Source organism: Streptomyces sp. ADI95-16 (genome assembly GCF_003721495.1).
In the GTDB taxonomy this organism is placed as follows: domain Bacteria; phylum Actinomycetota; class Actinomycetes; order Streptomycetales; family Streptomycetaceae; genus Streptomyces; species Streptomyces goshikiensis.
The window spans coordinates 234,391-254,705 of record NZ_CP033583.1 but is presented as its reverse complement, the minus strand read 5'-3'; the positions used below and the strand labels follow the sequence as shown (position 1 = coordinate 254,705).

General features: G+C 68.4%; 18 protein-coding genes and 2 pseudogenes. 4 read left to right on the top strand and 16 right to left on the bottom strand.

Annotation, left to right across the window (positions count from 1 at the left end):
- Positions 1-669: 669 nt before the first annotated feature.
- Positions 670-998 (top strand): annotated as a pseudogene (locus EES41_RS41090) (DEAD/DEAH box helicase family protein); the annotation flags it as partial.
- Between the two features lie 57 nt (positions 999-1,055).
- Here EES41_RS41090 and EES41_RS42025 read toward each other — a convergent pair.
- From EES41_RS42025 to EES41_RS41065, 4 genes are all read right to left on the bottom strand, one after another.
- On the bottom strand, positions 1,056-1,856 hold the full coding sequence (locus tag EES41_RS42025) for a hypothetical protein (RefSeq protein ID WP_164495634.1): 801 nt from the start codon (positions 1,854-1,856) through the stop codon (positions 1,056-1,058).
- 2 nt (positions 1,857-1,858) lie between these two features.
- Positions 1,859-2,641, bottom strand: a complete 783-nt coding sequence (locus EES41_RS41080) for an ATP-binding protein (protein WP_123074502.1) — start codon at positions 2,639-2,641, stop codon at positions 1,859-1,861.
- A gap of 7 nt (positions 2,642-2,648) precedes the next feature.
- Positions 2,649-4,148 carry a Mu transposase C-terminal domain-containing protein gene (locus EES41_RS41075; RefSeq protein ID WP_254211224.1) on the bottom strand — a complete coding sequence of 500 codons (1,500 nt, stop codon included), beginning with the start codon at positions 4,146-4,148 and terminating at the stop codon, positions 2,649-2,651.
- Between the two features lie 596 nt (positions 4,149-4,744).
- Positions 4,745-6,598, bottom strand: a complete 1,854-nt coding sequence (locus EES41_RS41065; RefSeq protein ID WP_123074508.1) for an ATP-dependent endonuclease — start codon at positions 6,596-6,598, stop codon at positions 4,745-4,747.
- A 339-nt stretch (positions 6,599-6,937) separates the two neighbouring features.
- Between EES41_RS41065 and EES41_RS41060 the strand changes: the two genes are divergently transcribed.
- From EES41_RS41060 to EES41_RS41045, 3 genes are all read left to right on the top strand, one after another.
- Positions 6,938-7,300 carry a transposase gene (locus EES41_RS41060; RefSeq protein ID WP_123074510.1) on the top strand — a complete coding sequence of 121 codons (363 nt, stop codon included), beginning with the start codon at positions 6,938-6,940 and terminating at the stop codon, positions 7,298-7,300.
- Positions 7,297-8,217: an IS3 family transposase gene (locus tag EES41_RS41055; RefSeq protein ID WP_164495652.1), complete on the top strand. Its 921-nt coding sequence runs from the start codon at positions 7,297-7,299 to the stop codon at positions 8,215-8,217. Before EES41_RS41060 ends, EES41_RS41055 begins: the two co-directional genes overlap by 4 nt.
- 142 nt (positions 8,218-8,359) lie before the next feature.
- Positions 8,360-9,691, top strand: coding sequence for a restriction endonuclease (locus tag EES41_RS41045; protein ID WP_254211226.1), 1,332 nt, complete (start codon positions 8,360-8,362; stop codon positions 9,689-9,691).
- A gap of 883 nt (positions 9,692-10,574) precedes the next feature.
- On the opposite strand, the pseudogene EES41_RS42235 reads toward EES41_RS41045, so the two are convergent.
- The 12 genes and pseudogenes from EES41_RS42235 to EES41_RS40990 all read right to left on the bottom strand — a co-directional run.
- A pseudogene (locus EES41_RS42235) lies at positions 10,575-11,291 on the bottom strand (IclR family transcriptional regulator C-terminal domain-containing protein); the annotation flags it as partial.
- An 857-nt stretch (positions 11,292-12,148) separates the two neighbouring features.
- On the bottom strand, positions 12,149-12,760 hold the full coding sequence (locus tag EES41_RS41035) for an RNA polymerase sigma factor (protein ID WP_254211227.1): 612 nt from the start codon (positions 12,758-12,760) through the stop codon (positions 12,149-12,151).
- On the bottom strand, positions 12,757-12,903 hold the full coding sequence (locus EES41_RS41030) for a hypothetical protein (RefSeq protein WP_254211228.1): 147 nt from the start codon (positions 12,901-12,903) through the stop codon (positions 12,757-12,759). Before EES41_RS41030 ends, EES41_RS41035 begins: the two co-directional genes overlap by 4 nt.
- 469 nt (positions 12,904-13,372) lie before the next feature.
- Entirely contained in the window at positions 13,373-14,230 is an 858-nt protein-coding gene (locus EES41_RS41025; RefSeq protein WP_123074523.1) for a hypothetical protein, read from the bottom strand.
- The gene (locus EES41_RS41020; protein ID WP_123074525.1) at positions 14,214-14,570 is read right to left on the bottom strand and encodes a hypothetical protein; all 357 of its coding nucleotides are present in this window, start codon (positions 14,568-14,570) and stop codon (positions 14,214-14,216) included. The genes EES41_RS41025 and EES41_RS41020 overlap by 17 nt, the downstream gene beginning before the upstream one ends.
- 66 nt (positions 14,571-14,636) lie before the next feature.
- A complete protein-coding gene (locus EES41_RS41015) occupies positions 14,637-15,650 on the bottom strand; it encodes an NAD(P)H-dependent glycerol-3-phosphate dehydrogenase (protein ID WP_123074527.1) in 1,014 nt (337 codons plus the stop codon).
- A complete protein-coding gene (locus EES41_RS41010) occupies positions 15,647-16,513 on the bottom strand; it encodes a class I SAM-dependent methyltransferase (protein WP_123082156.1) in 867 nt (288 codons plus the stop codon). Before EES41_RS41010 ends, EES41_RS41015 begins: the two co-directional genes overlap by 4 nt.
- Positions 16,510-17,655: a YcaO-like family protein gene (locus tag EES41_RS41005; RefSeq protein WP_123074529.1), complete on the bottom strand. Its 1,146-nt coding sequence runs from the start codon at positions 17,653-17,655 to the stop codon at positions 16,510-16,512. Before EES41_RS41005 ends, EES41_RS41010 begins: the two co-directional genes overlap by 4 nt.
- Positions 17,645-18,886, bottom strand: a complete 1,242-nt coding sequence (locus EES41_RS41000; RefSeq protein ID WP_241197467.1) for a TfuA domain-containing protein — start codon at positions 18,884-18,886, stop codon at positions 17,645-17,647. The genes EES41_RS41005 and EES41_RS41000 overlap by 11 nt, the downstream gene beginning before the upstream one ends.
- Before the next feature lie 122 nt (positions 18,887-19,008).
- Positions 19,009-19,134 (bottom strand): hypothetical protein, encoded by a 126-nt coding sequence (locus EES41_RS44015; RefSeq protein ID WP_277425852.1) that lies wholly within the window; start codon positions 19,132-19,134, stop codon positions 19,009-19,011.
- Positions 19,135-19,257: 123 nt separating this feature from the next.
- Positions 19,258-19,521: a hypothetical protein gene (locus EES41_RS40995; RefSeq protein ID WP_229895806.1), complete on the bottom strand. Its 264-nt coding sequence runs from the start codon at positions 19,519-19,521 to the stop codon at positions 19,258-19,260.
- Positions 19,518-20,018 carry a bifunctional 2-polyprenyl-6-hydroxyphenol methylase/3-demethylubiquinol 3-O-methyltransferase UbiG gene (locus tag EES41_RS40990; protein ID WP_229895808.1) on the bottom strand — a complete coding sequence of 167 codons (501 nt, stop codon included), beginning with the start codon at positions 20,016-20,018 and terminating at the stop codon, positions 19,518-19,520. The genes EES41_RS40995 and EES41_RS40990 overlap by 4 nt, the downstream gene beginning before the upstream one ends.
- Between the last annotated feature and the right edge of the window lie 297 nt (positions 20,019-20,315).

Genomic DNA, 20,315 nt, shown 5'->3' with positions numbered 1-20,315 from the left:
TCAGGGCCAGGCTCCGCTTGGCAGACAGTCAACAGCACTGGGGCGGCTCGTCCTGCGAGCTCCCTTCGTCGAGTGGACGGCAGTAGGGCCTTCTCGATACATGCAGTTGGGGTCGTGCTCGTAGTCGGCCGGCGCAAATCCACACGTTATCCGCTGGCAGTCATACTCGGTCGAGTCCATGAGGGTCCTTGTCGGGATGATGCAAGGCGTGATACCGATCTCCACCGTAACCACCCGGCAACTCGTCAAAACGGCCGGTCCCCACATCATCACCGTCCTGACCAGGGCTACCTCATCTTGATGCAGCATGTACTCTTGGCGGAAAGAGAGAGCATGCTCTGGATGATCAATCGATCCAGGTTTCCCAGCGAGCTTGGGGAGGAACGCACTGCCCGGAATCAATTGCCTGCTGCTGAAGTTGCTCTGGGTTCAATGATTTCCCGGGAGGCCCGCTAGAAAAGAAGACACAGTCGGGGTAGACCGGCTGCAGCCCGTACCAGCCAGCAGATATCAGCAGGATGAGTGCGAGGGAGCCAAGGAGGTGCCTCAACTTGGGAGGGCCTGAGATAGGACGAATCACGCAAGGAAGCATAAGGCCATAGTGCCGACACTGAGAGCCTCAGCCTCCTCCATCTCATCACGCACCATCTCACCATGGAAATGGCCCTCATGACTGCCGTTCAGCTGCGAGAACATCAGGTCGACCAGAAATCGGCGTTTCGCAAGTGGGTGGGATTCCCTGCAAGGTCATCCATGCCCCCGCAGGGTGCCCGAGGCACGATCGTGTCAGCGACCGGCTCCGGGAAGACGATCACGGCCGCCGCGTGCGCGCTGGACAGCTTCCCGGGCGGTCGGATCCTCGTCACCGTCCCCACCCTCGACCTGCTCGCGCAGACCGCCCAGGCGTGGCGCCAGTGTGGAGCCACACCGCGCCGATGGTCGCGGTGTGCTCGCTGGAAAAGAACAACCCGGTGCTCAACGGGCTCGGGGTGCGCACGGCTCGCTCGGGAGATGGCTTGCTCGATGGACGACGAGGAAGTATTCGGGCCGGTCGTCTACGAGCTGTCCCTCGCATCAGCAGTGGCGGCAGCCGGGCCAAGGTCGTGGACGTGGGCGGTGCGCAGCTGGGTGGTGGACGCAGCGGTGAACACCGCGGTAGCCAGCTCAGCGGCCAGATGCGGATGCGCGGTGGCCCGGTGGAGGCGCCGGGCGACCTCGGTCTGGGTGGGCTGCGAGATCACGGGCGGGAAGAAGTCGCGGTCGGGCGCCAGTGGTGCGCTGCAGCGGCAGGGGCGGGTGGGTTCGTCGAAGGCCAGCAGGGTGGTCAGGGCCGGCAGGGCGATCCAGCGGTTGGCCAGCGGGCGCGGCAGCGGGCAGTCGGCGGCGGAAGGGCCGTCGGCGGCGGGCAGGAGGGCCGTGGCATCGGCGAAGTGGTGGCGGACGCCGGACAGGATCCGATCCACGCCGGCGGGCAGGCGTGAGGTGTGGACGACGAGGGTCAGCCGCAGGCCGGTGCGGCGGCGCAGGAGCAGCAGAGCGTCCAGGCGGGGCTGGGTGAGGAAGTGTGCCCGCAGGAGGAGCAGGTGCGTCGTGCCCGTTGCGAGGATCCAGGCCGCGGCGAGGGCCCAGGCCGGGCCGGTGTCGTGCCCGCGGTACCCGGCCACAGGGACGGGCTTGCCCAGAGCTGCCAGGACGTCGTGGGCGAGCGCCAGCGTGGAATCGGTACCCGGTGTGGGGTGGACGGTGATCCTCCCCGCCGGCGGATCGTGCGCGGCCAGAGCAGCGCGGGTATGCACCAGATCATCGCCCGGGTCGACGATCACGGTCACCGGGGGCGGATCGGGGCAGGTCAGCATGGTCAGGCCGCCTGCCGGGAGCTGAGCTTGCTGTAGGCCCAGCGCAGGAGTTCCTCGTCCACACGGCTGCGACCAGCCTGCTGCAAGCCGACGGTGAGATGGTGGGTGATCTTCGCCCACGCACGGAAGTTCCCATGCGCGGCCTCCTGGTCGCAGAGCGCGATGAGCTCTGGATCGGCCTCGGACCACACCGGGTGGAAGGCGGGGATGACGTCCAGGACCTCGTCCAGCGGCATCCGGCCGATCTCCTGCCACGCGTACACGCGGGACTCCAGCATCGGCTCACTCAACAGCATCTCGAAGCAGCCGTTCCCGCCGGTGAAGACGATCGTCAACGCAGAATCGGTGTCATCCCACAGGTAGCGCAAATATTCGAAGCAGAGCTTGGAAAGCCACTGCGCTTCGTCGCACACCAGCACCCGCGGCTCGACAAGAGCGCCGCGCAGCATCCGGTCGAACTCGATCGCGTGCGCCGGCGGGCGGCCCTGCAGGCCCAGGGCGTAGAACAGCTCATGGCGCAGGTCGCGGGTCGAGGGGCGGGCCCGGAACTGGATCCGGCGCGTCAGCTTCGGGGCGAGCTCGCGCAGCGAGGCGTTGACCGCGAAAGACTTGCCATGACCGGCCTGACCGTAAATGCAGATCATCGCCTGTGCCTCGATCGCGGCCCGGATGTTCTCCCTGGCCGCGAGCAGGGCCCTGGTGGAGACGACCTGGGCCTCGGCCAGACGCATGAAGTGGTCCTCGCGCGCTGCGGGGAGCCGTCCCCGACGGGTGGAAGCAGACATGCCCGACTCACTCCTTGCTGCCGGGGCACTCCCCGGCCTCCGGCCCGACTGCGGGCGCAGCGGGCTCCGTGGCGGTCTCCGGGACACCTGGGGAGGACCGCTTGCGCGGACGGGCCCAGTCGGCAGGCGGCTCCCGCGGAGGAATCAAGTCCGGCAGCGCCCGCGCCGCCAGATCCACCGCCCGGGCCCGGGCGATCTCCGCCTCCGCCTCATGGGCGGTCTCGGTACGCCGCCGGACCGGCACGACCGCGGTCGTGGTAGCCGCATAGCGGGCACGGCGCAGCTTCTCCGCCGCCTTCAAGTCCGCTTTCAGGGCATCGGCTTTCCTCTCGCGGACCCGGGACAGAGCGCGGCGCTGAGCCGGTGTCGCGGCCTGGGCGAGATAGGCGGTACCCAAATGCCGGCCCCCACCCTCGGCGGAGAAAACCTCGATCATGCCGTCGAAGTGCGGCAGGTAGCGCAACCGCACCCTGGCCCCGACATGCCCGGCCATCCACGGCGCGATATAGGCACGCCGCCGCCACGCCACCCCGTTCGTCGTGATCTTCCGGAGACGGCCGTCGTCCTCCAACGCAAAGAACGCCAACTGCTCCTCAGGGACATCCTCGAGGGGAGTCGGGTCCGCCTCCCACGCCTGCGCAGGCGTCCTCCCACCGTAAAGGCCGGCCGGACGGTGCTCGGCGTTCCACCACGCCACCCAATCCAGCAACACCCTCACAAAGTCGGAGTACGCCAGCAGCTCCTCCACCGGGTCCGGCCGGTACGCCTCCGCGGGCCGGGCGCGGCGCGTGTACCCGGGCAGGGCAACGAGCAGCATCTCCTCCACCGCACCGTTGAGGGCCTCGATGGTGCCCTTGCGGTACGGCTTGTACGCCGGCAGATCATCAACCGGCACCGCGAACCCGCCCAAAGCCTTCGCGACCGCGTTCGACAGGAAATCCTTGCCGCGGTCCACCCGCACCCGCCCCGGCAGGCCGCCGTACGGCCCGTACGGCTCCAAGCGGCTGATCCCCGCCCGCAACGCAGCCAGCACCGCATCCCGCGCCGGCTGATGCGGGGTAACCGCCACCCCCACGACCACCTTCGACGCCACATCGATGAACCACGTCACCCACGGACACACCGCCACCCCATCCAGGCTCACCCGGACCGGAACCCGCTTATGGTCGCCCTCCCAGCACGCGTTCCGATGCGTCGGCGGGCGCTTCCCATACACATCGAACCGACGCCGAGCTCCCTCACCGCCCCTCAACCCCGCCCGCTCCCCCGCCGACAGATCCCGCACCACCGCTCGGTGGAACACCGACAGCGACGGCACCGGACCCAACAACGGATCCCGCTCGGCACGGGCCACGAGCTCGCGATGCACCGCGGAGACGTTCCCACCCCACAGCGCCAGCGAACGGCGCATCTCGTCGGTCACCATGAAGCGCGAACGCGTCTTCCGGCCGGTCCGTCCCTCGGAACGAGCAGCCGCCAGCCAGCTCCACACCGTCCGCTCCGACACCTGCAGAGCTCCCGCCACCAAGCGAACGTGCGCACTCGTCAACTCATCGCGCGCGTCCAGAACCAGCAGGCGTGAGACCGCTCCCTCACGCCCCCACCCAGCCGACACATCCAACCCCGCTGAACCGGATCCAATACCTTCCTCCACCGACCTCACCCCCGAACCGCACGCTTATTACCAGGGGGACGCTGTCCAGGAACCCGAAGACCATACGGACACATCACACGAAACACCCAAACGGGGTATTGGGTCTCACGACAGTGTAAGGATCGCGTTCCCAGGGCCCAGCTCAAGCAAGGTGTCTACCCACACAACTGACATGAGTTACCCGCCGCTGGGAAGCGGTGAGGAGAACGATCGACGAGTAAGTACGCCTGGGCTCAACCGGGCGATTGTCAGTGCCAGGAGGGAGGATAAGGGTGTGAAAGGAGGTCTCGTGTCCCAGTCGGATCCTGCTCAAAGCGACGTTTCTCCTGCGCCCAGCGGATGCAGATGGTGCGGCATAGAAGCCTCTGTGCATGCCCGGCAATGGGTGGACGGAGCGGGGTGGCACGCCTGGACAGCACCCACCCTCGCTCAACGCAAGGAACGCATGATCAAACGACGGCAGAGCCGCCGACCGGCGAGCCAGTAGCCAGTGCTTGAACCTCAGTAAAGAACTGTCGCAGCTGTTCGGGTACCTCATGGGCAGTCCGCAGGTTGGTCGCCAGCCCGAAAACCATATCCGGCTTGCCGTTGGGGCTCGTCTCCCCAGCTTGTTCCTTAATCATCCTGAGAATGCCTGAGCTGAACTTCCCTCCTCGATGCGCAGCGAAGTCTGACGCCTTCCAGTTCAGCGGAGCGGCACGGGGCCAGCGTGCATTGGCAGCGGCAGCCCACTGCTCGTCGCTGAACAGCTCTTCCAGCTCGTTGTAACCCGCCGCCTCGCCCACATAGGAGACCTGAGTGCGCAGATCGAGGCCGGCTCGGCGGATTCGGTCGGGCTTGAAGAGCTTGTTGTCCCGGCTGTCGGCGTCGACCATCAGCATCACGGTTCGCTGGTGCTTGACCAGGTAACTGGCCAGGTGCAGAGCGCCCTCGTTGTTCTCGCATCCCCAGAGAGCAACACCGGCTGCCTGGAGAGACAGCCCCTGCGACAAGCGGAAGAGTAGGGGGACGCTCTGGCGCTCGGTGTCCCCCTCCACTGCCAGGAAGCAGCGTTCATGGAGCAGCACTGAGTTTCGCAGGCCGAGGGCGGAGGCGATCTGGCCGAGGTGGAAGTCGATGCCGTCGTGTGAGTCGGCGGCGAGACGTTCGACGACTGTGCGGCCATCGTTGCCGAGCCTGAGATGGACGACATCGGCGATGTCGACGCCGTCGATGAGGTTCATGGAGTGTGTCGCGACGAGCACGCTGACATGCAGCTGCGCGCACTGCTTGCGAATAATGTCCATCACGGTGCGCTGATGGCGGTAGTCGAGGTGCGTGTCGGGCTCGTCATAGACGACGATCGTCTGCGTGGGTTCTTCGACGTCTTGCTCCGAGGCTGCGGCCAGTTCGTTCTTCTCCAGCAGGTTGCTAGTCCACTCCCACACTGCGAGGGCGATACGGCGTGTGCTGCCCTGTCCGGAGCGCGCCAGGTCCACTAGCTCCCCGTCGGCCCGCGAGACGTGCAAGGGGGCTCCCTTGAATCCACCTCTGAAGGAGACCTCCGGCTTGACCTCAACGCCGACGAACTCGGCGCAGTGTTCCCGGATGTGCCGGCACAAGGAGTCAGCCTCCTTCTCCAACCGCTGAGTGATCTCTGCTTCGATCTCCTTCACCCGGCCCTGGACCGTCTCATCCTGCAAGTGCAGCTCATAGCAGCTGCTCAGCGCCGTTCGGACGGCGTCGTCGGGACTCTCATCCTTGCCTCCGAATGCCAGCAGCCGAGGCAGCCGCTCTACCAGCTTTTTGGGGAGCGGCTGCCACATCTCAGACTGCGGCGATGTCGCCGCATGGGCCGCCAAAGCAGCAAGGAAGTCGTCCTTCAGGTTGCCCCTGGCTACAAGCCCAAACTCCTCGACCAGAGCTGCGAGTGCCGGTCGGAGCAACCTGCTGAGATCACGCAGGCGCGGGTCCTCGGGCTGCGTTCCCAGGTACTCCAAGGACACGGCTTCGCCCGCTCGGGCTCGACGCCGGATACGGATCACTGCCGGCAGGCCGCCCTCACTGCGCTCGGCCAGGTTCAGAGCGAAGGATCCCTCCACCCAGGTTTCCGCACACCGGCCCGACTCCGAACCACTCCCGACCTGGTACGTACGGTCTTCGTCAACCAAGCGGTGGGTGCCCAGGAGGAAACCGAGCGCTGCCAGCACGCCGCTCTTACCACCGTCGTTGTGACCCGCAAGGATCGTCGGTGAACTGACAGGGATGTCCTCAACGCGGGACAGTGAACGAAATCCGTAGACGGAGAAGCTGTTGAGGTGCACGAAGAGCTGCTCCGTATCCCCGCCCGGACCCCACCAGACGGTTGTGCCTTATGAGTTCGCGCAAGCTGCGCCACTGGGCAGTCATGCAGACAGCTAATACTAGGGTGCTCCAGCGCGGCACCTGAGGTGCTTTCAGTCAGTTCCCATGCTTCTGGGCTTCTTCGGGGCAGCCTGAGGACCGGTCAGACTCACCTGATTGCCGGCTCGGCAAGCAGGGCAGCTCTTCCAGCATCACGAGGGGGGCTGATGGCACCGAAAAAGTCGTTGGCGGCGCAGCTGATGCAGGCGTACCGCGATGCGCAGAAGGCCAAGGCGGCAGCTGCCTGAGGTTCCCCCGAGATGCGGGAAGTGGTGACAGGGGGTCAGATGGGTCTCATGAGAGGAGTCCAGACGATGCCTGCACCGAGGAAATATCCGTTGGAGTTGCGTGAGCGTGCGGTCCGGATGTATCGGACCACCGAGCCGAAGCCGGTGATCCGTCGTATGGCCGAGGAACTCGGTGTGCACCACGAGGCCCTGCGGAACTGGATCCGGCAGGCCGAGGCCGACGCCGGCGATCGAGGCGATCTCCTCACGACCGCCGAGCGCGAGGAACTGACGGCTCTGCGGAAGGAGAATGTCCAGCTCAAGCGGGCGAACGAGGTCCTGCGGACGGCCTCGGCTTTTTTCGCGGCCCAGCTCGACCCGACCCGGCCCAGGTGACGGCGCTCCTCGATGCGCACCCGCACCTGGGGGTCGAGCACGTACTCCGGGAACTGAACATTCCCTCCTCCACCTACTACCGGTGGCGCCGGGCCGAGTCCGAGCCGTGCGAGCGCCGCCGCCGGGACGCCGAGCTGACGGACCGGATCCGCAAGGTCCACGACGAGTCCGGCGGGATCTACGGTTCACCGCGCGTGCACGCCGTCCTCAAGCGCGAGGACGTCCACGTCGGCCGCAAGCGCGTCGAACGGCTCATGCGCCAGGCGGGCCTCGCCGGGATCAGCCCCCGCCGGGGCAAGGGCTTCACCCGCCGCGACCCGGACGCCGAACTGGCCCCTGACCTGGTGCAACGCGACTTCACCGCGGCCGGTCCGAACCGGCTGTGGGTCACCGACCTGACCATGATCGCGACACTGGAGGGCCCGCTGTGGCTGTCCGCGATCCGCGACGCGTTCTCCCGCCGGGTCGTGGCCTGGGAAACCTCCGCCCGCGCGGACGCCGACCTGGTCCTGACCACCCTCGAGTACGCCCTCGCCTCCCGCGAACCCGCCGCCGACGAGCTCATTCACCATGCCGACCACGGCTGCCAATACACGTCCGTGAAGCTCACAACGCGCCTGGTCAGAGCCGGGATCCAGGCGTCCATGGGATCGGTCGGCGACTCGTTCGACAACGCTCTCGCGGAGAACCTGTGGATGCTCATCAAGACCGAGTGCGTCCGCGGCCGCGTCTTCGCCACACGTGCCGAGGCGAACCTCGCGCTCTTCCAATACCTCGACGGCTTCTACAACCCACGCCGCATCCAGAAGCGCCTCGGATACCTCAGCCCGATCGAGTACGAGGAGAAGCACTACGCCACCCAGGCAGCCACCGAACAAGTGAACCTGAAACCACGTCAACCTATCCTGACCAGCTAGTCAGCACCTCCCGCACAGCGGGGGAACCTCAGCCAGGCAGGCAGAGGCTGAACGGGTCCGGCAGGCTCGTGCCGCGGAACGGGAAGCGGCACAGCGTGCCAAGGAGGAGGCTCGGCGGGAGCGGGAGCAGACACAGGCCTGGATGCGGGCCAAGAAGCAGAACGAGCGGGCTCGAGCCGAGGAGGCGCGCAACGCCGATCAGATCGTCCGGGATCTGGAGAAGCGTGAGGCGGCCCGGGTGAGGGCTGCCGAGCAAACGAAGAAGGCCGCGGCTCGTGAGAAGTCCGAGGCGGATCGGCGCTCCAGGCAGCAGGTGAGCGAGGATCTACGCCGCGAGGCTGCGGCGAGGACAGCCGAGGTAGAAAAGCAGGTCCAGCGCGTGGAATCCGTGCTCACCACCAGGACTACGGGACTGCACGCTCACCGCCTGCCAGTGGAGGAGGCCCTGGTCAGCGGCGGTCCGGACGCTATGACCGACTGTGTGGAAACCGCACTCGCCCAGATCGTCTACCCGCCAGGGCTCCGCGGAGTGTGGCGCGCCGCGTACGCGCCGGAATCACGAGAGCTGGTACTGGAAGTCGAGCTTCCCGGCCAGGCGGTAGTCCCAGCGGTCACGCAGTACCGCTACAAGGCGTCGACCCCGGCGACGGTTGTGCCACAGCCGCGGAAGGAAGCCGACACCAAGGCCATGTACAGGGACCTCGTAGCCAGACTCGCTCTACGCGCCATCGACGAGACCCTCGCCGTGACGCCACCCGCGCTGGTCGATGTCGTGGCATTCAACGGACACGTCAACGCCAAGGACCGCGCCACCGGAAAAGCCATCCGCCCTTGCCTGATCAGCCTGCGTGCCAGCAGGGAGACCTTCGAAGAGCTCGTCCTCGACGAACCAGAACTCGATCCCGTCCAGAGCCTGCGCTACCTCAACGCCATCGTCTCCCAGCACCCGTACGACCTCGAGCCCGTCCGCCCCGTGGTCACCTTCGACCTCACCAAATACAAGCTGGCACCCGAGCAGGACGTGATCGCCGGCCTCGACAGCCGCCCCGACCTTGTAGCACTCGACCCGATCGAGTTCGAACACCTCATCCGCCGACTGTTCGAAGCAATCGGGCTCAAGTCCTGGGTCACCCAAGCCTCACGTGACGACGGAATCGACGCCGTTGCCCTCAACGAAGAACCCCTCATCGGGGGACTCTGCATCATCCAGGCCAAACGCACCAAAAACGCCGTTCCCGCCGAAGCTGTCCGCGCCCTCGCCGGCGTCATGCACGACAAAGCAGCAGCCAAGGGCATCGTCGTCACCACCGCCTGGTTCGGCAAAGCCAGCCACGACTTCGCCCACCGCACCGGCCGCATGGAACTCATCGACGGCCGACACCTGAAAGCGCTCCTCCTCGAACACCTCGGCATCGACGCCCTCATCGGCCTACCCAAACTCCCACCCGGCTGGGAAACACGAGACCTCACGTAGCCCCCGCATGAAGCAGAGGACCAACCCCAGCACCTCCGCCACAGGGGCCGCTCCCGACAGCACAGCAACCGCCGCCCATCAGGAGGCACTCACGCATCGGCCTACCCACAGACTCTGCGTCAACCCCACCCCCGCTTCAGCTCCGCTCTTCACTGGTAAATCGGCGTCAAACCGTCAGTAAAACCATCCCCGCCGCCACAAAGCAGCAGCTCACAGGGCCGCAACATCTACTGAAGACAAGACGCCGAACCACTGAAGAGCAAGCGCTGAATAGCACTTGAGCCGCTCGCCCGGTGCAGTGGCGCGCAGGTCCGTGAGCCGACTGGACTCACGGACCTGCGCCCGTTGAAGCGCAGACGTCCGCTAGTCGACTAACGGAGCTGCGGGAGGCCGTCATGCGGAGAGGGTGGAGGCACAGTTCTGAACCCCGTGGCCACATTGCAGAGACGCGTAAGACACTTACGCGTCTCGCCGCACTGGGGCGTGGCATGGCGGAGACGCGAAGCGGTCGATGGCGGTGTCATGTGCCGAAGACCAGGAGGTCGTTCGTTGCGAGGGTGTCGAAGTCCGGTGCGGATGTTCCTCCGCACCTGCCGGCGCGGGTGGTGTAGGTGTGGGGAAGGGCCAGGTGGGCGTTCTCCGGGTTGAGCGGGGGGGCGGGGTCGGCTGCGAACAGGTAGAGGGTGTCGCTTTCGGCTCGCGTGGTCAGGTGTGGGCCGGGTGTGGGTGGGAGCTCAACGTCGCGGATGGTGTCGGTGATGCTCAGTGGCGTGCGGAAGCGGCGTCGGAGCCGGTCCAGCGCGGTCTGGCTGAGCACATTGGGCCGAGGTTGGACTGGGTCCTCGCCGATGTTGGAACTGCTGGTGGGCAGCTGGGCACCCGCCAGGAGGAGGGTGAGCAGGACGGGGACGGCCTTGCGGGTCAGGGCCTGTGTCGCGGTTCCGAGGCGGTGGGCGCTGCCGTAGGGCAGTGAGAGGGCCAAGCTGCCCGCGTCCGTTCCGAGAGTGACGGGAACGGCCGCGCAGACTGTGTTCGGGGAGTACTCGCGCAGGTCGAAGACGGGGTCGTCGGGGGTGATGCGTTCCAGCCTGTCGAGGAGGATCCGTGGGCTGGTGATGGTGCGCGGGGTGAGCCGGGCGGCTTTGTGTCGTGCGAGGTGGTCGAGGCGGGTGGCCGTGTCGAGCTGGGTGAGCAGGCATTTGCCAACGGCGCTGGCGTGGGCGGCCGCGCGGAAGTCGACCCACTCGGTGACGGCTGGTGTGATGGGTCCGTCTGCCATTTGCGTGATCCGGACTTCGCCGTCGGTGTAGCGGCTGAGGTAGACAGCGGCGCCGACGCTGTCGCGCGCGAGGGCGAGGGTGTGCTGAAGCTGCGTCATGAGGCCGCCGGGAGAGGCCAGGCGGTCAAGGGCCGGGCCGGGAGCGTAGACGCCGCTGTCGTTCATGGGCCGGGCGAAGTCCTCGTCGATCAGCATCGCCAGGACTTGATGGAGTTGCCGTTCGGGAACTCCTGAGTCGCGAGAGATCTGCCGGTCGGTCGCGCCCAGCGGGTGCTGCTGCAGGATGTCTACGACGCGTTCGGCGATTCGGGCTCGCCGGATCGCGTCGCTGTCTCGCGGACTGGGCCGGTCCGGGTCCTGGTGAGGCGTGAGTGCGAGAGACCAGCCAGCGTGCCGTTCCCGCTCGGCGCCGGGCAGGGGATTGTGGCGCTCTGGGGTGTCGGCCTGGCGGAGCAGAGCCGGGGCCCTGGCCGGGTCGACGAGTTCCTGCACGAAGTCCACCAGGCCTTCGCTGGGTGCAGGAATGATGCCGAGGAGGTCATCGTCTTGTTCTTCGATATAGGCGGTGAGGGTGGGCGGGAGGAAGTTCTTGGGCGACACGTTGATGTAGGGGCCCCAGCGGCGCAGCGGGATGAAGGCAGTGTGGTCGAGCCAGGCTGCCCATACCTCGGCGTCGTCGTACTCCGCGTGCCGGCTGTGGTCGAGGTAGAGGCAGTAGACGGCGGTGTCGCTGCCTGCAGCCGCGGCGAGCTGCCACCAGAACCTTGCGCCGTCGTGCCCGAGGAGGTGCAACAGGCAGGCGAATACGAGGGGGCCGCGCCAGTCGGACGGCCCGCGTTCGACGAGGTCGTCCAGCACGGATCCGGAGTCGGGCGTGAACAGCGAGCGCAGGCAGACCGCGCCCAGCGCGCGCCGTGCGTCCGCGGCGTCAGCGGGGTGGTCTTGGCGGGGGTCCAGCCAGTGCTTGAGGCGGGCCGGGGGGACGGCTGTTTCTGGGCCCGGCTCGTGTAGCTCCCAGACTAGTGCCTGGCCTCGTGTGCGCCGGCCGCCCTGGAGGGCGGCCGCGTCGAGGCCGAGCAGTCGGGCCCGGGCGCGGGTCATGTCGTGGTCGGCGTATCGGTCGGGGACCTGCGGCCTGGCGTGAATGTCTTCCAGGTGCTGCTTGAACTCGCGGTCCCTCATGCTCTGACCTTCCTGTCTCCATTGGTGTTGCCGGGGTTGGCGAGTAGCTGGCGGAGGCGGTTGCGGGCCAGACGCAACTGGGAGCGGACGGTGGCGTCCTCCACGCCCATGAGCTCGGCGGCTTCGGCTGTGGAGAGGTCGAACCCGTAGCGCAGGACCACGGCGTCTCTTTGACGTTCACTCAGTCGGCGGACGGCCGTGTAGAAGTGAATGGTCCCGGCAAGGAGTTCGAAGTCGTCCCGGCCGTCCGCCAGGACCGCCTCGAACGCGGACACATCAGTAGGCTCAGGCCGTTTCGCTCTCTTTCGGCGCGCATCGACGATCCGGCCCTTGAGAATGGACCAGGCGTATCCGTCCAGGCTTTCCATGCCCAGCATGTACAACCACTTCTTCATGATCTGTTCGAAGGTGTGGGCTACCGCTTCCTCGGCGTCCGCGTCTGACCCCAGCTGCGCGTAGGCGTAGCGCAGGTACTTCGTGTAGCGGCGTTCGTGGAAGGCCCAGAACGTCAGCTGGTTGTCGGTGCTCCAGTCGTCCATGGCCGGACGCTGCACGGAGCCCGTGACGTCCTCGGCCTCGCCGGAAGTCTCCGGCCCGCCGTGCGTCACCGCTCGACCTTGATGTGGTCGTCTGGCTCGGCCCCGACGCGACGGGCGGCTCCCGCCATGCTGGAGATCCCGATCCGTACGCCCGCGGCGAGCAACCGTCGGCAGCAGCGCACCGCGTCAGGCCCGAAGACTCGGATGGCCAACGTGATCTCCAGAACAACCAACCACGGAGCAGCATCTCGCTGCACGTGCCCCTCCCAGGGATGTCGTCGAATGCGCCGCGCCCCGCCCGCACAGCGCCGGAGACGTGCTCGCCTCCACCCCTATACCGATTGGGAGGACCCCGAACGTGCAGACAAAGAACGATCACTTCCGAAACCCCAAACGAAGCAACATGGGCAGAAACACTCTCCGGTCAACGAGCCCCCGGTTGACCAGAACTTCAGCAGCACCGGTGCCGCGGTGGTGGTCCGTTCCGCCGGTGCAGCGGCGGAACAGAGCAGGGAGGGGCGTACGCATCCGCAGAGCCAGGTTGAACGACCCCGGGAAAGACGGGACCAATCCCGTGCCGACCGCGGCATGTCCTGAACTGGCGCCAGCCCCTCTCGGGTGCCTGGGCAGAGCGGTCTACCGTGTTGCACATCCGCAGCTGTCCTGGGCGTGGGGTGGTTCTCAGGCTGCGAAGGCGAAGTAGGTTCCGGTGGTGAGGCCGGAGAAAGTGACGAGCTGCCGAGGCTTGAGGCAGGTGAAGGCGATATGCATCGCGATGCCCGCGGCGGCGGCGTACGGCATTGTCCTCGGGAAGAGCAGCGCGGCGGGTAGCGCGATTTCCGCTGCGATGACGGTGGTTGCCAGCAGGCGCCAGAGACGGATATCGCGGTTGGTGAGGTTGCCCAGGTGGCGGCGGACGAAGCCGGGGATTGCGTGCTCGTGCCGGTAGGGCAGCTGGTCTTTGACCTGGGTGTAGGTGTGGATCCACTGGGCTAGGTAGAGGCCGGTGCGGAACTGCCGCGAGCGCGTCTTCTGCCAGGCGGAGTTCCAGTAGATGTCGGTCGTGATCAGGACGAGGAGGCACTGCGCCCAGGTGTTGGCGGTGCTCGGAGCGTGTCCGATGTGCAGGCCGTGGCCGAGGTCTCCGGCGGCTAGGAGGCCGCCCCCGGTCAGCAGGGTGTAGTGGATCGAGTTGGGGCTCTTGAGGTAGAGCATTTCCATGGCGGCTCCGGCCAGGACCAGCAGGAGTGAGGCCCTGGGTGCGAGACCGGCGGCCAGGGTGAGGGCGGCGGCTGTGCGGATGATCAGTATGGGCCGGTAGGCGCTGGCGAGGAGGCGGGTCCGGGTGGGGCCGAAGCGCTGCTCGGTCAGGTGGAGGCTCAGGGAGCCGGGGACGAGCCGGTCCCAGCCGCCCTGGCCGATGGAGAGGACGAACCGCAGGCCGAGGACGGTGCCGAAGACGATGCGGAACTGCTGGAGGCGTCCGGGGTCGGTGGGGTGCTGGAAGCCGGAGGCGAGAGCGTCAAAGAACCACGACACGGCTGTCCCTCACCTCCAGGCTCTGCTCGCCCCGCTCTGACAGGAGCCGGCCGTGCCCGTCGATCCGGTCGTACCGGCCACTGCGGACCAGATGATTGACGATTGCCACGAGCTGGGGCGGACCGAGGAGGAAGGAGCCGGGGGTCAGGTAGCTGTAGGCGCTGACCGGTTCGGTGCAGCCGTCCTTGGTACCGGTGAGGGTGACGATGATGAAGTTGCCCCGGCAGAACATCTTCCAGCGCAGCCAGCGGCCGGGCAGGCGGGTGAATCCGGAGATCATCCACGCCACGAGGGCGACGGTGACGGCGATCTGGGCAGCGGACAGCACGGATGCGGGCATGGGGAGACCTCCGGGTCAGGAGGGTGAAGGTGTCGGTGGGCGGCCTCGCAGGCGGGGCGCCGGGGGTCAGCGCTCGGGCTTGGCGGGGCGCTGCATCAGCGCGGCGGCGGCCTCGTCGAGCGTGATCTTCTCGTTCAGCAGGTCGGCCATGACGTCCGTGATGGGCATCTCGACACCATGGGCGCGGGCCATGGCGAGGATCGCCTCCGCACTCTTGACGCCTTCGGTGGTCTGGCGGGTAGCGGCCGTCGCCTCCGCGACGCTCAGGCCGCCGCCGAGATGGGTGCCGAAGGTGCGGTTGCGCGAGAGCGGGGAAGAGCAGGTGGCCACCAGGTCGCCCACGCCGGCCAGGCCCGCGAGGGTGGCCGGCTCGGCGCCCATCGCCGTGGCCAGGCGGGTTGCCTCGGCCAGCCCGCGGGTGATGAGCAGCGAGGTCGAGTTGTCGCCGAGCCCCATGCCCGAAGCGATGCCGACCGCGAGGGCGATGACGTTCTTCACCGCGCCGCCGAGCTCGCAGCCGATGACGTCGGTGCTGGTGTAGGGCCGGAAGTACGGGGTGTGGCAGGCCGTTTGGAAGCGGCGGGCGGCGGTTTCGTCGGGGCAGGCGATGGTGGCGGCGGCGGGCTGCTCCGCCATGATCTCGGCTGCCAGGTTCGGGCCCGACAGGACCGCGACCCGTTCCTCGGGGACGCCGGTCACGTCGGTGATGACCTGGCTCGCCCGCAGGCCGCTCCCGGCCTCGATGCCCTTCATCAGCGACACGATCACCGTGTCAGGCCCGATGTGCGGTGCCCACGTGGCGAGGCTGGCCCGCAGGGACTGGGCGGGGATGGACAGGACGAGGAAGTCCGCGCCGTCCAGGGCGACGGCCGGGTCGGTGGTGGCCTTCACGGTGAAGGGCAGTTCGATGTCCGGGAAGTAGCCGGGGTTGCGGTGTGTCGTATTGATCGCGTCGGCGATCTCGCTGCGGCGGGCGTGCGCGACGACGTCGGTACCGGCGTCGGCCATGATCTTGGCGACGGCGGTGCCCCAGGACCCGGCGGAGAGCACCGCTGCGCGGAGGGAACGGTGCTGGGTCACTGCGGGATCTCCTCGTGGAACGGGGGCCTGCCGCTGGGAAGGCGGGGCGCGGTCATCGTATCGGCCGTGCCGGATGCGGCGGGATCGTGTGCGGGGCGCCGTAGGGTCAGCAGGACGGCGCGGCGGCTGGGAAGTTTGGGCAGCATCTGGTGCGCCTCGCGGAGCATCCGTTCGGTCTGGACTTCGCCGAGTTCGCGCCGCAGGTCGTCGGCATGGGCGATCCACAGCTTGTAGAGGCGGTCCCACATGGCCGGCTCGGCGGGGCGCTCGTCGACGTGCTCCAGCGTGAGCCCGGCGGCTTGGGCCTGCTCGGGCCAGGTGGGTTCGGCGCCGCGCCTGGTCGAGCGGGTCAGGAGCATTCGGCCGCCCGGGGCGAGGACGCGGCCGAGTTCGCGCATCGCGGCGGTCCGGTCGGTGGCGGTGCCGAGGGCGTCCACGCACACGATGCCGTGGGCGTGGCGGTCGGGCAGGTTGGTGTGCTCCAGCTCGGCTACGCGGAAGGCGGCGTGTCCGGTGGAGCCGAGGAAGTGGGTGCGGCGGCCGGTGGCCTGGGCGACGGCGACCGGGGAGAGGTCGAAGCCTTCCAGGCGCATTGCGAGGGCGCGGGCCAGCCACAGGCCGATGCCTCCGGTCCCGCAGCCGGCGTCCACGAGGAGCTGGCCGGGCCGCACCCGCAGGCGTGCGGTCATCAGCCCGAGCAGGGGCCAGTCGCAGGAGCTGGAGGCCGCGGTCTCGGCCGGGTAGTCCTCCCCCATCGCCGTGGCATAGAGGCGGGCGACGAGATCGGTGTTTGCGCGGGCGGTGTGGAAGGCGTCGTACTGGGCGGAGCGCCTGCCGGACGCCACCGCAGCGGTGGTGTTCATCGGGGCATCGACCTCCTGATCCGGGAGCGGGTGCCGGGGCATACGACCTTCACGGCGTGGACCGGGCTGGACGGGCGGGAGAGGTCCAGGGCGACCGGTTCGTGCCCGGTGGCGTGGGCAATCTCCACGGCCAGGTCGGCGGCCTGATCGGCGAAGCCGCCGTCGGCTCGGGCGAAGTGGCCGATCGCGTCCGGCCACGGTACGAGCCCGCAGGTCTGTGCGGGGCGGAAAGCCGGGGTACCCGTGCTGCTGGGGGCGCTGGTGAGGTCGTCGCGGGTCCCGGAGATCGCGGTCAGCCGGGACTGCGCGGCTTCCGTCAGCGCCCGGGTCAGCGCGATCGCCGGAACGCTGTGGCAGCCGCCGCCTGCGAAGACCACGGGGAGGTCCTCCGACCACAGATACGCCACGCACACCGGCAGCCCGTACGGGCCGTCGACCATCGCGATCTCCAGCGACATGCCCGCGGCCGCGAGCTTGTCGAGAACCTCACGAGCATGCGGGTCCTCGACCGTCCCGGGCGCGATGAAGGTGCGCCAGCTCCTGCCGTCCGCCTCCTCCCGGTAGAGCACGTCACGCTCCACCACCTCGTACAGGGCATGCAGCAGTGCCTCATCCGGTGTGTTCCCGCAGGCCAGGCCCGTGCTGGTCGCGCGCAGCAGGTCCGGGCTCCACTCGGGCCTGCGTGCCCGGCATCGGACGAGGTCGGCCGGGAGCAGTTGGTCGTGTCCGCTCACCAGGCCCGTGCCCTGGGTCCACTCCCACACCATCTGGCGCAGGGTGTGCTCGGGGTAGGGGACGGTCATCGGAAGCGCGGCCACGGGGCAGTGGGGGGCGACCTCGGCGGCCGGGCCGCGTGCCGCGATGGGCAGGGGCTGCTCAAGGTGCCACAACTCGATGGCCTCCATGACCGCCGACAGCTTCGCCAGCAGCCCGGTGGCGCCCTTGCCCTGGGAGGTGCTCAGGGTCAGGGAGGCGGGCCGGATCGCCGTCCAGACCGGTAGCCCGATGCAGTCCAGGCCGGTAAGGTCGGCGAGGCGGGTGATCCCGAACTCGGGCAGAAGCCCGGCCACCGCCGCCCACGTCTCCTCGGGGGTCCGCGCGCGCACCGTTCCCGGCAGCACCACCAGGTCGTCAGCACGCATGACCGAACTCCGCTCTCTCGTTGCTCTCGTCCAGGAAGCCCGGGACGATCCGCTTGGCCGCCTCAACGGCGCGTGCCCCGCAGCCGAGCCCGCGCGCGGACGCCTCCGCGTCGAAGTCCGCCTCCGGGCACTGCCACACCCGCAGCAGGATCTGGCGGGTGAGGTCGTCGCGCACCGCGTCGGTGGAGAAGCCGGGCCGACTGCGGTGTATCCGCGCGAGGGCGGCGGCATACTGGGCGACCGCCTGGCGGTCCTGTTCCGTCTCGCCCTCCATCAGCAGGGCCACGCTCGCTTTGTCCCTCAGGTCGAGCGGCGGGTGGAAGACCTGATGGGCGGGCACGTCCCCGCCCGTGAGCTGGGCCAGGCGCACGTCGAGCGGCAGAACCAGCCCGTCGGCCGGGTTCAGGGAGCGGTGCTCAAGGTAGGCCGTCCACCTCTCGCGGAAATACGGGTCGAAGATCTGCTGGTAGACGAGGCGGTCTTCCGTGGCCAACTCCAGCCCGTCGACGGTGGTGCGGGCGAAGGTGTTGGACCAGCGGCAGAAGTACGTCGTCTCCCAGACGGCCGGTGCAGGCCGGCTCTCGGCCGGCTGCGCCCATCCGGTCAGCGCGGTGCGCAGCGCGGTAAGGGCGTCGGCGCGTTTGAGGTCGCCGAAGTGCCGGTTCTGGTCGAGGCGCCCGGCCAGCCACGCGGCGAAGTCCGTCTCTCCTTGGCGGCGGCACACGGCCCACACCGCGGCCGCGGTGCGCTGTGGGTAGTAGACCGCGCGCAGGGCATCCAGCAGGTGGACGGCCCTGTCTTGTTTGAGTACGTGGGCGGCCTGAGCCAGGTGCAGGACGTGCCGGAGGTTGACGACGGGCCAGGTCAGCGCGTCCCACTGCCCGTCCGGGGCTTGGCCGACCGCCACCTCGTCGTCGCCGTCGATCTCTCCGCGCAGGTAGGAGGTGTAGATGGTGCCGACGCCGAGCATCCCGAACGGCGTGAGCTCGGCCGCCCGCAGCGCGCCGATGCTCGCCGCGCCGATCATGGAGATGCCCCGGCCCATGGCGGCCAGGATCTCCTTGTGGCGCAGGGCCAGCGCCTGGTGGTAGACGCCATCGACGAGGACCACCGTGTCGCCAGCGTGCAGGGCGCCGTCGAAGAGGTCGCCGTGCCGGGCTGGTGGACAGACCCGAACACCGGGGACGGCGAGCTGCGGCTCGGTCTTCGCGAGCGTCGGCCCGACGAACACGTGAATCACCTTGGGACCTCCAGCCGGCAATGGTGTGAAAGGTGAGGACGGGCGCCCCTCCCCCGGCCCCGTGGGGAGGCAGACAGGGGAGGGACGCCCGGCTCAGGGCGTTCGAGGGGCGGCTACTCCTCGTCGAAGACGTCCTGCGCGACTACCACGGCTTCGGCGATCTCTTCCATCGCCTCGGCCGGCGTCGCGGAACTGGCGGCTGCGGACTTGGACTGCTCCACGGGTTTCTCCTTCTTCATGTGTTGCGGTTGCGGACGGTACGGGCGGCCAACCACCCGTACCGGTGGTGGAGCGGGCCTTGGGGCTGGTCGCCTGCGGGTCCGCTCGCCCGCCCCGGAACGGGGCGGGGGGTCTGGGGGTGTTCAGCCCTGGGTGAGGGTGACGTGGTCTGCGACGATCCACTCCACTCCGCCGCCCTCGGGGCGCAGGAAGATCGCGCACGGGTTGATGCGGCGGGTGGCGGGGTCCTCCCACTCGCCGATGAACTGGACGACGCCTCGACGTCCGCCGTCTTCGACGGCCACCGCGCCCTCGCGGAGCCAGCGAGGGAGCTGACGGTGGGCCATGGCGCGGCGGGTGGCCGCCGATCGGAGAGGTCGGGGGTCCTTCGAGGCGGGGCGGCTCATGCTGTGTCCTTGGTGGCTGGCTCAGCGGGGGGACGTGCGGAGCACGAGGGTGGGCGCGGGGGCCTTCGTCCATGCGCTGTCGGCTGGCCCAGCCGTCCACATAGGCAGGCAGGTTCTCGGGCGCCACCCAGCCCTGGAGTTCGTCGGGGAACGGCTTCGCCAGCACTTGGAGGTAGAGGCAGCCTCCTGGGCGGAGCCACCGGTCGCGGACCTGGCGCAGCAGCTGTAGAGGGTCGCGCAGGTAGCGGGTGGTCATGCGGGCTATCACAAGGTCCACTCCGTCGACGGGGAGTCCGGGGGGGCGGGCCCGTCTCGGCGTCGTGGGCCGCGTACGACAGGCCGGTCCCCTGCCCGCGGAGCCTGGCGAGGCGCAGGTTGTGGGGTGGGAGGTCGAGTCCGGTCACGTGGTAGCCGTGCGCGTGGTGGAGCCAGTGCGCGAAGCGTCCGGTGCCGCAGCCGACTTCGACCGCCGTACGGCCGGCTCCCCCGGTGACCATGTGCTCGGCGACGAACAGCTGCTCCGCGGCGGTGATCGGGCCGTGCATCGCGATCATGTTCAGGTCCCAGGGACCGGGAATCCTGCTGATGGTGCCCGGCACATGCGGCGGGGAGGCGGGACGACTCATGGCGTGGTCCTTGGGGTGGCTGTCGCACTGGAGTGGATGGGCCGTACTGAGGACCGTAGGTTCGCCCGCGGGAAGCAACGAGGACGTACCACAGGACATTTGACGGGAGTAACGTCAGAGTTCTCACTCCGAGCGGCCGCGATCTCACGGCCGCCGCTTCTCCGCGAG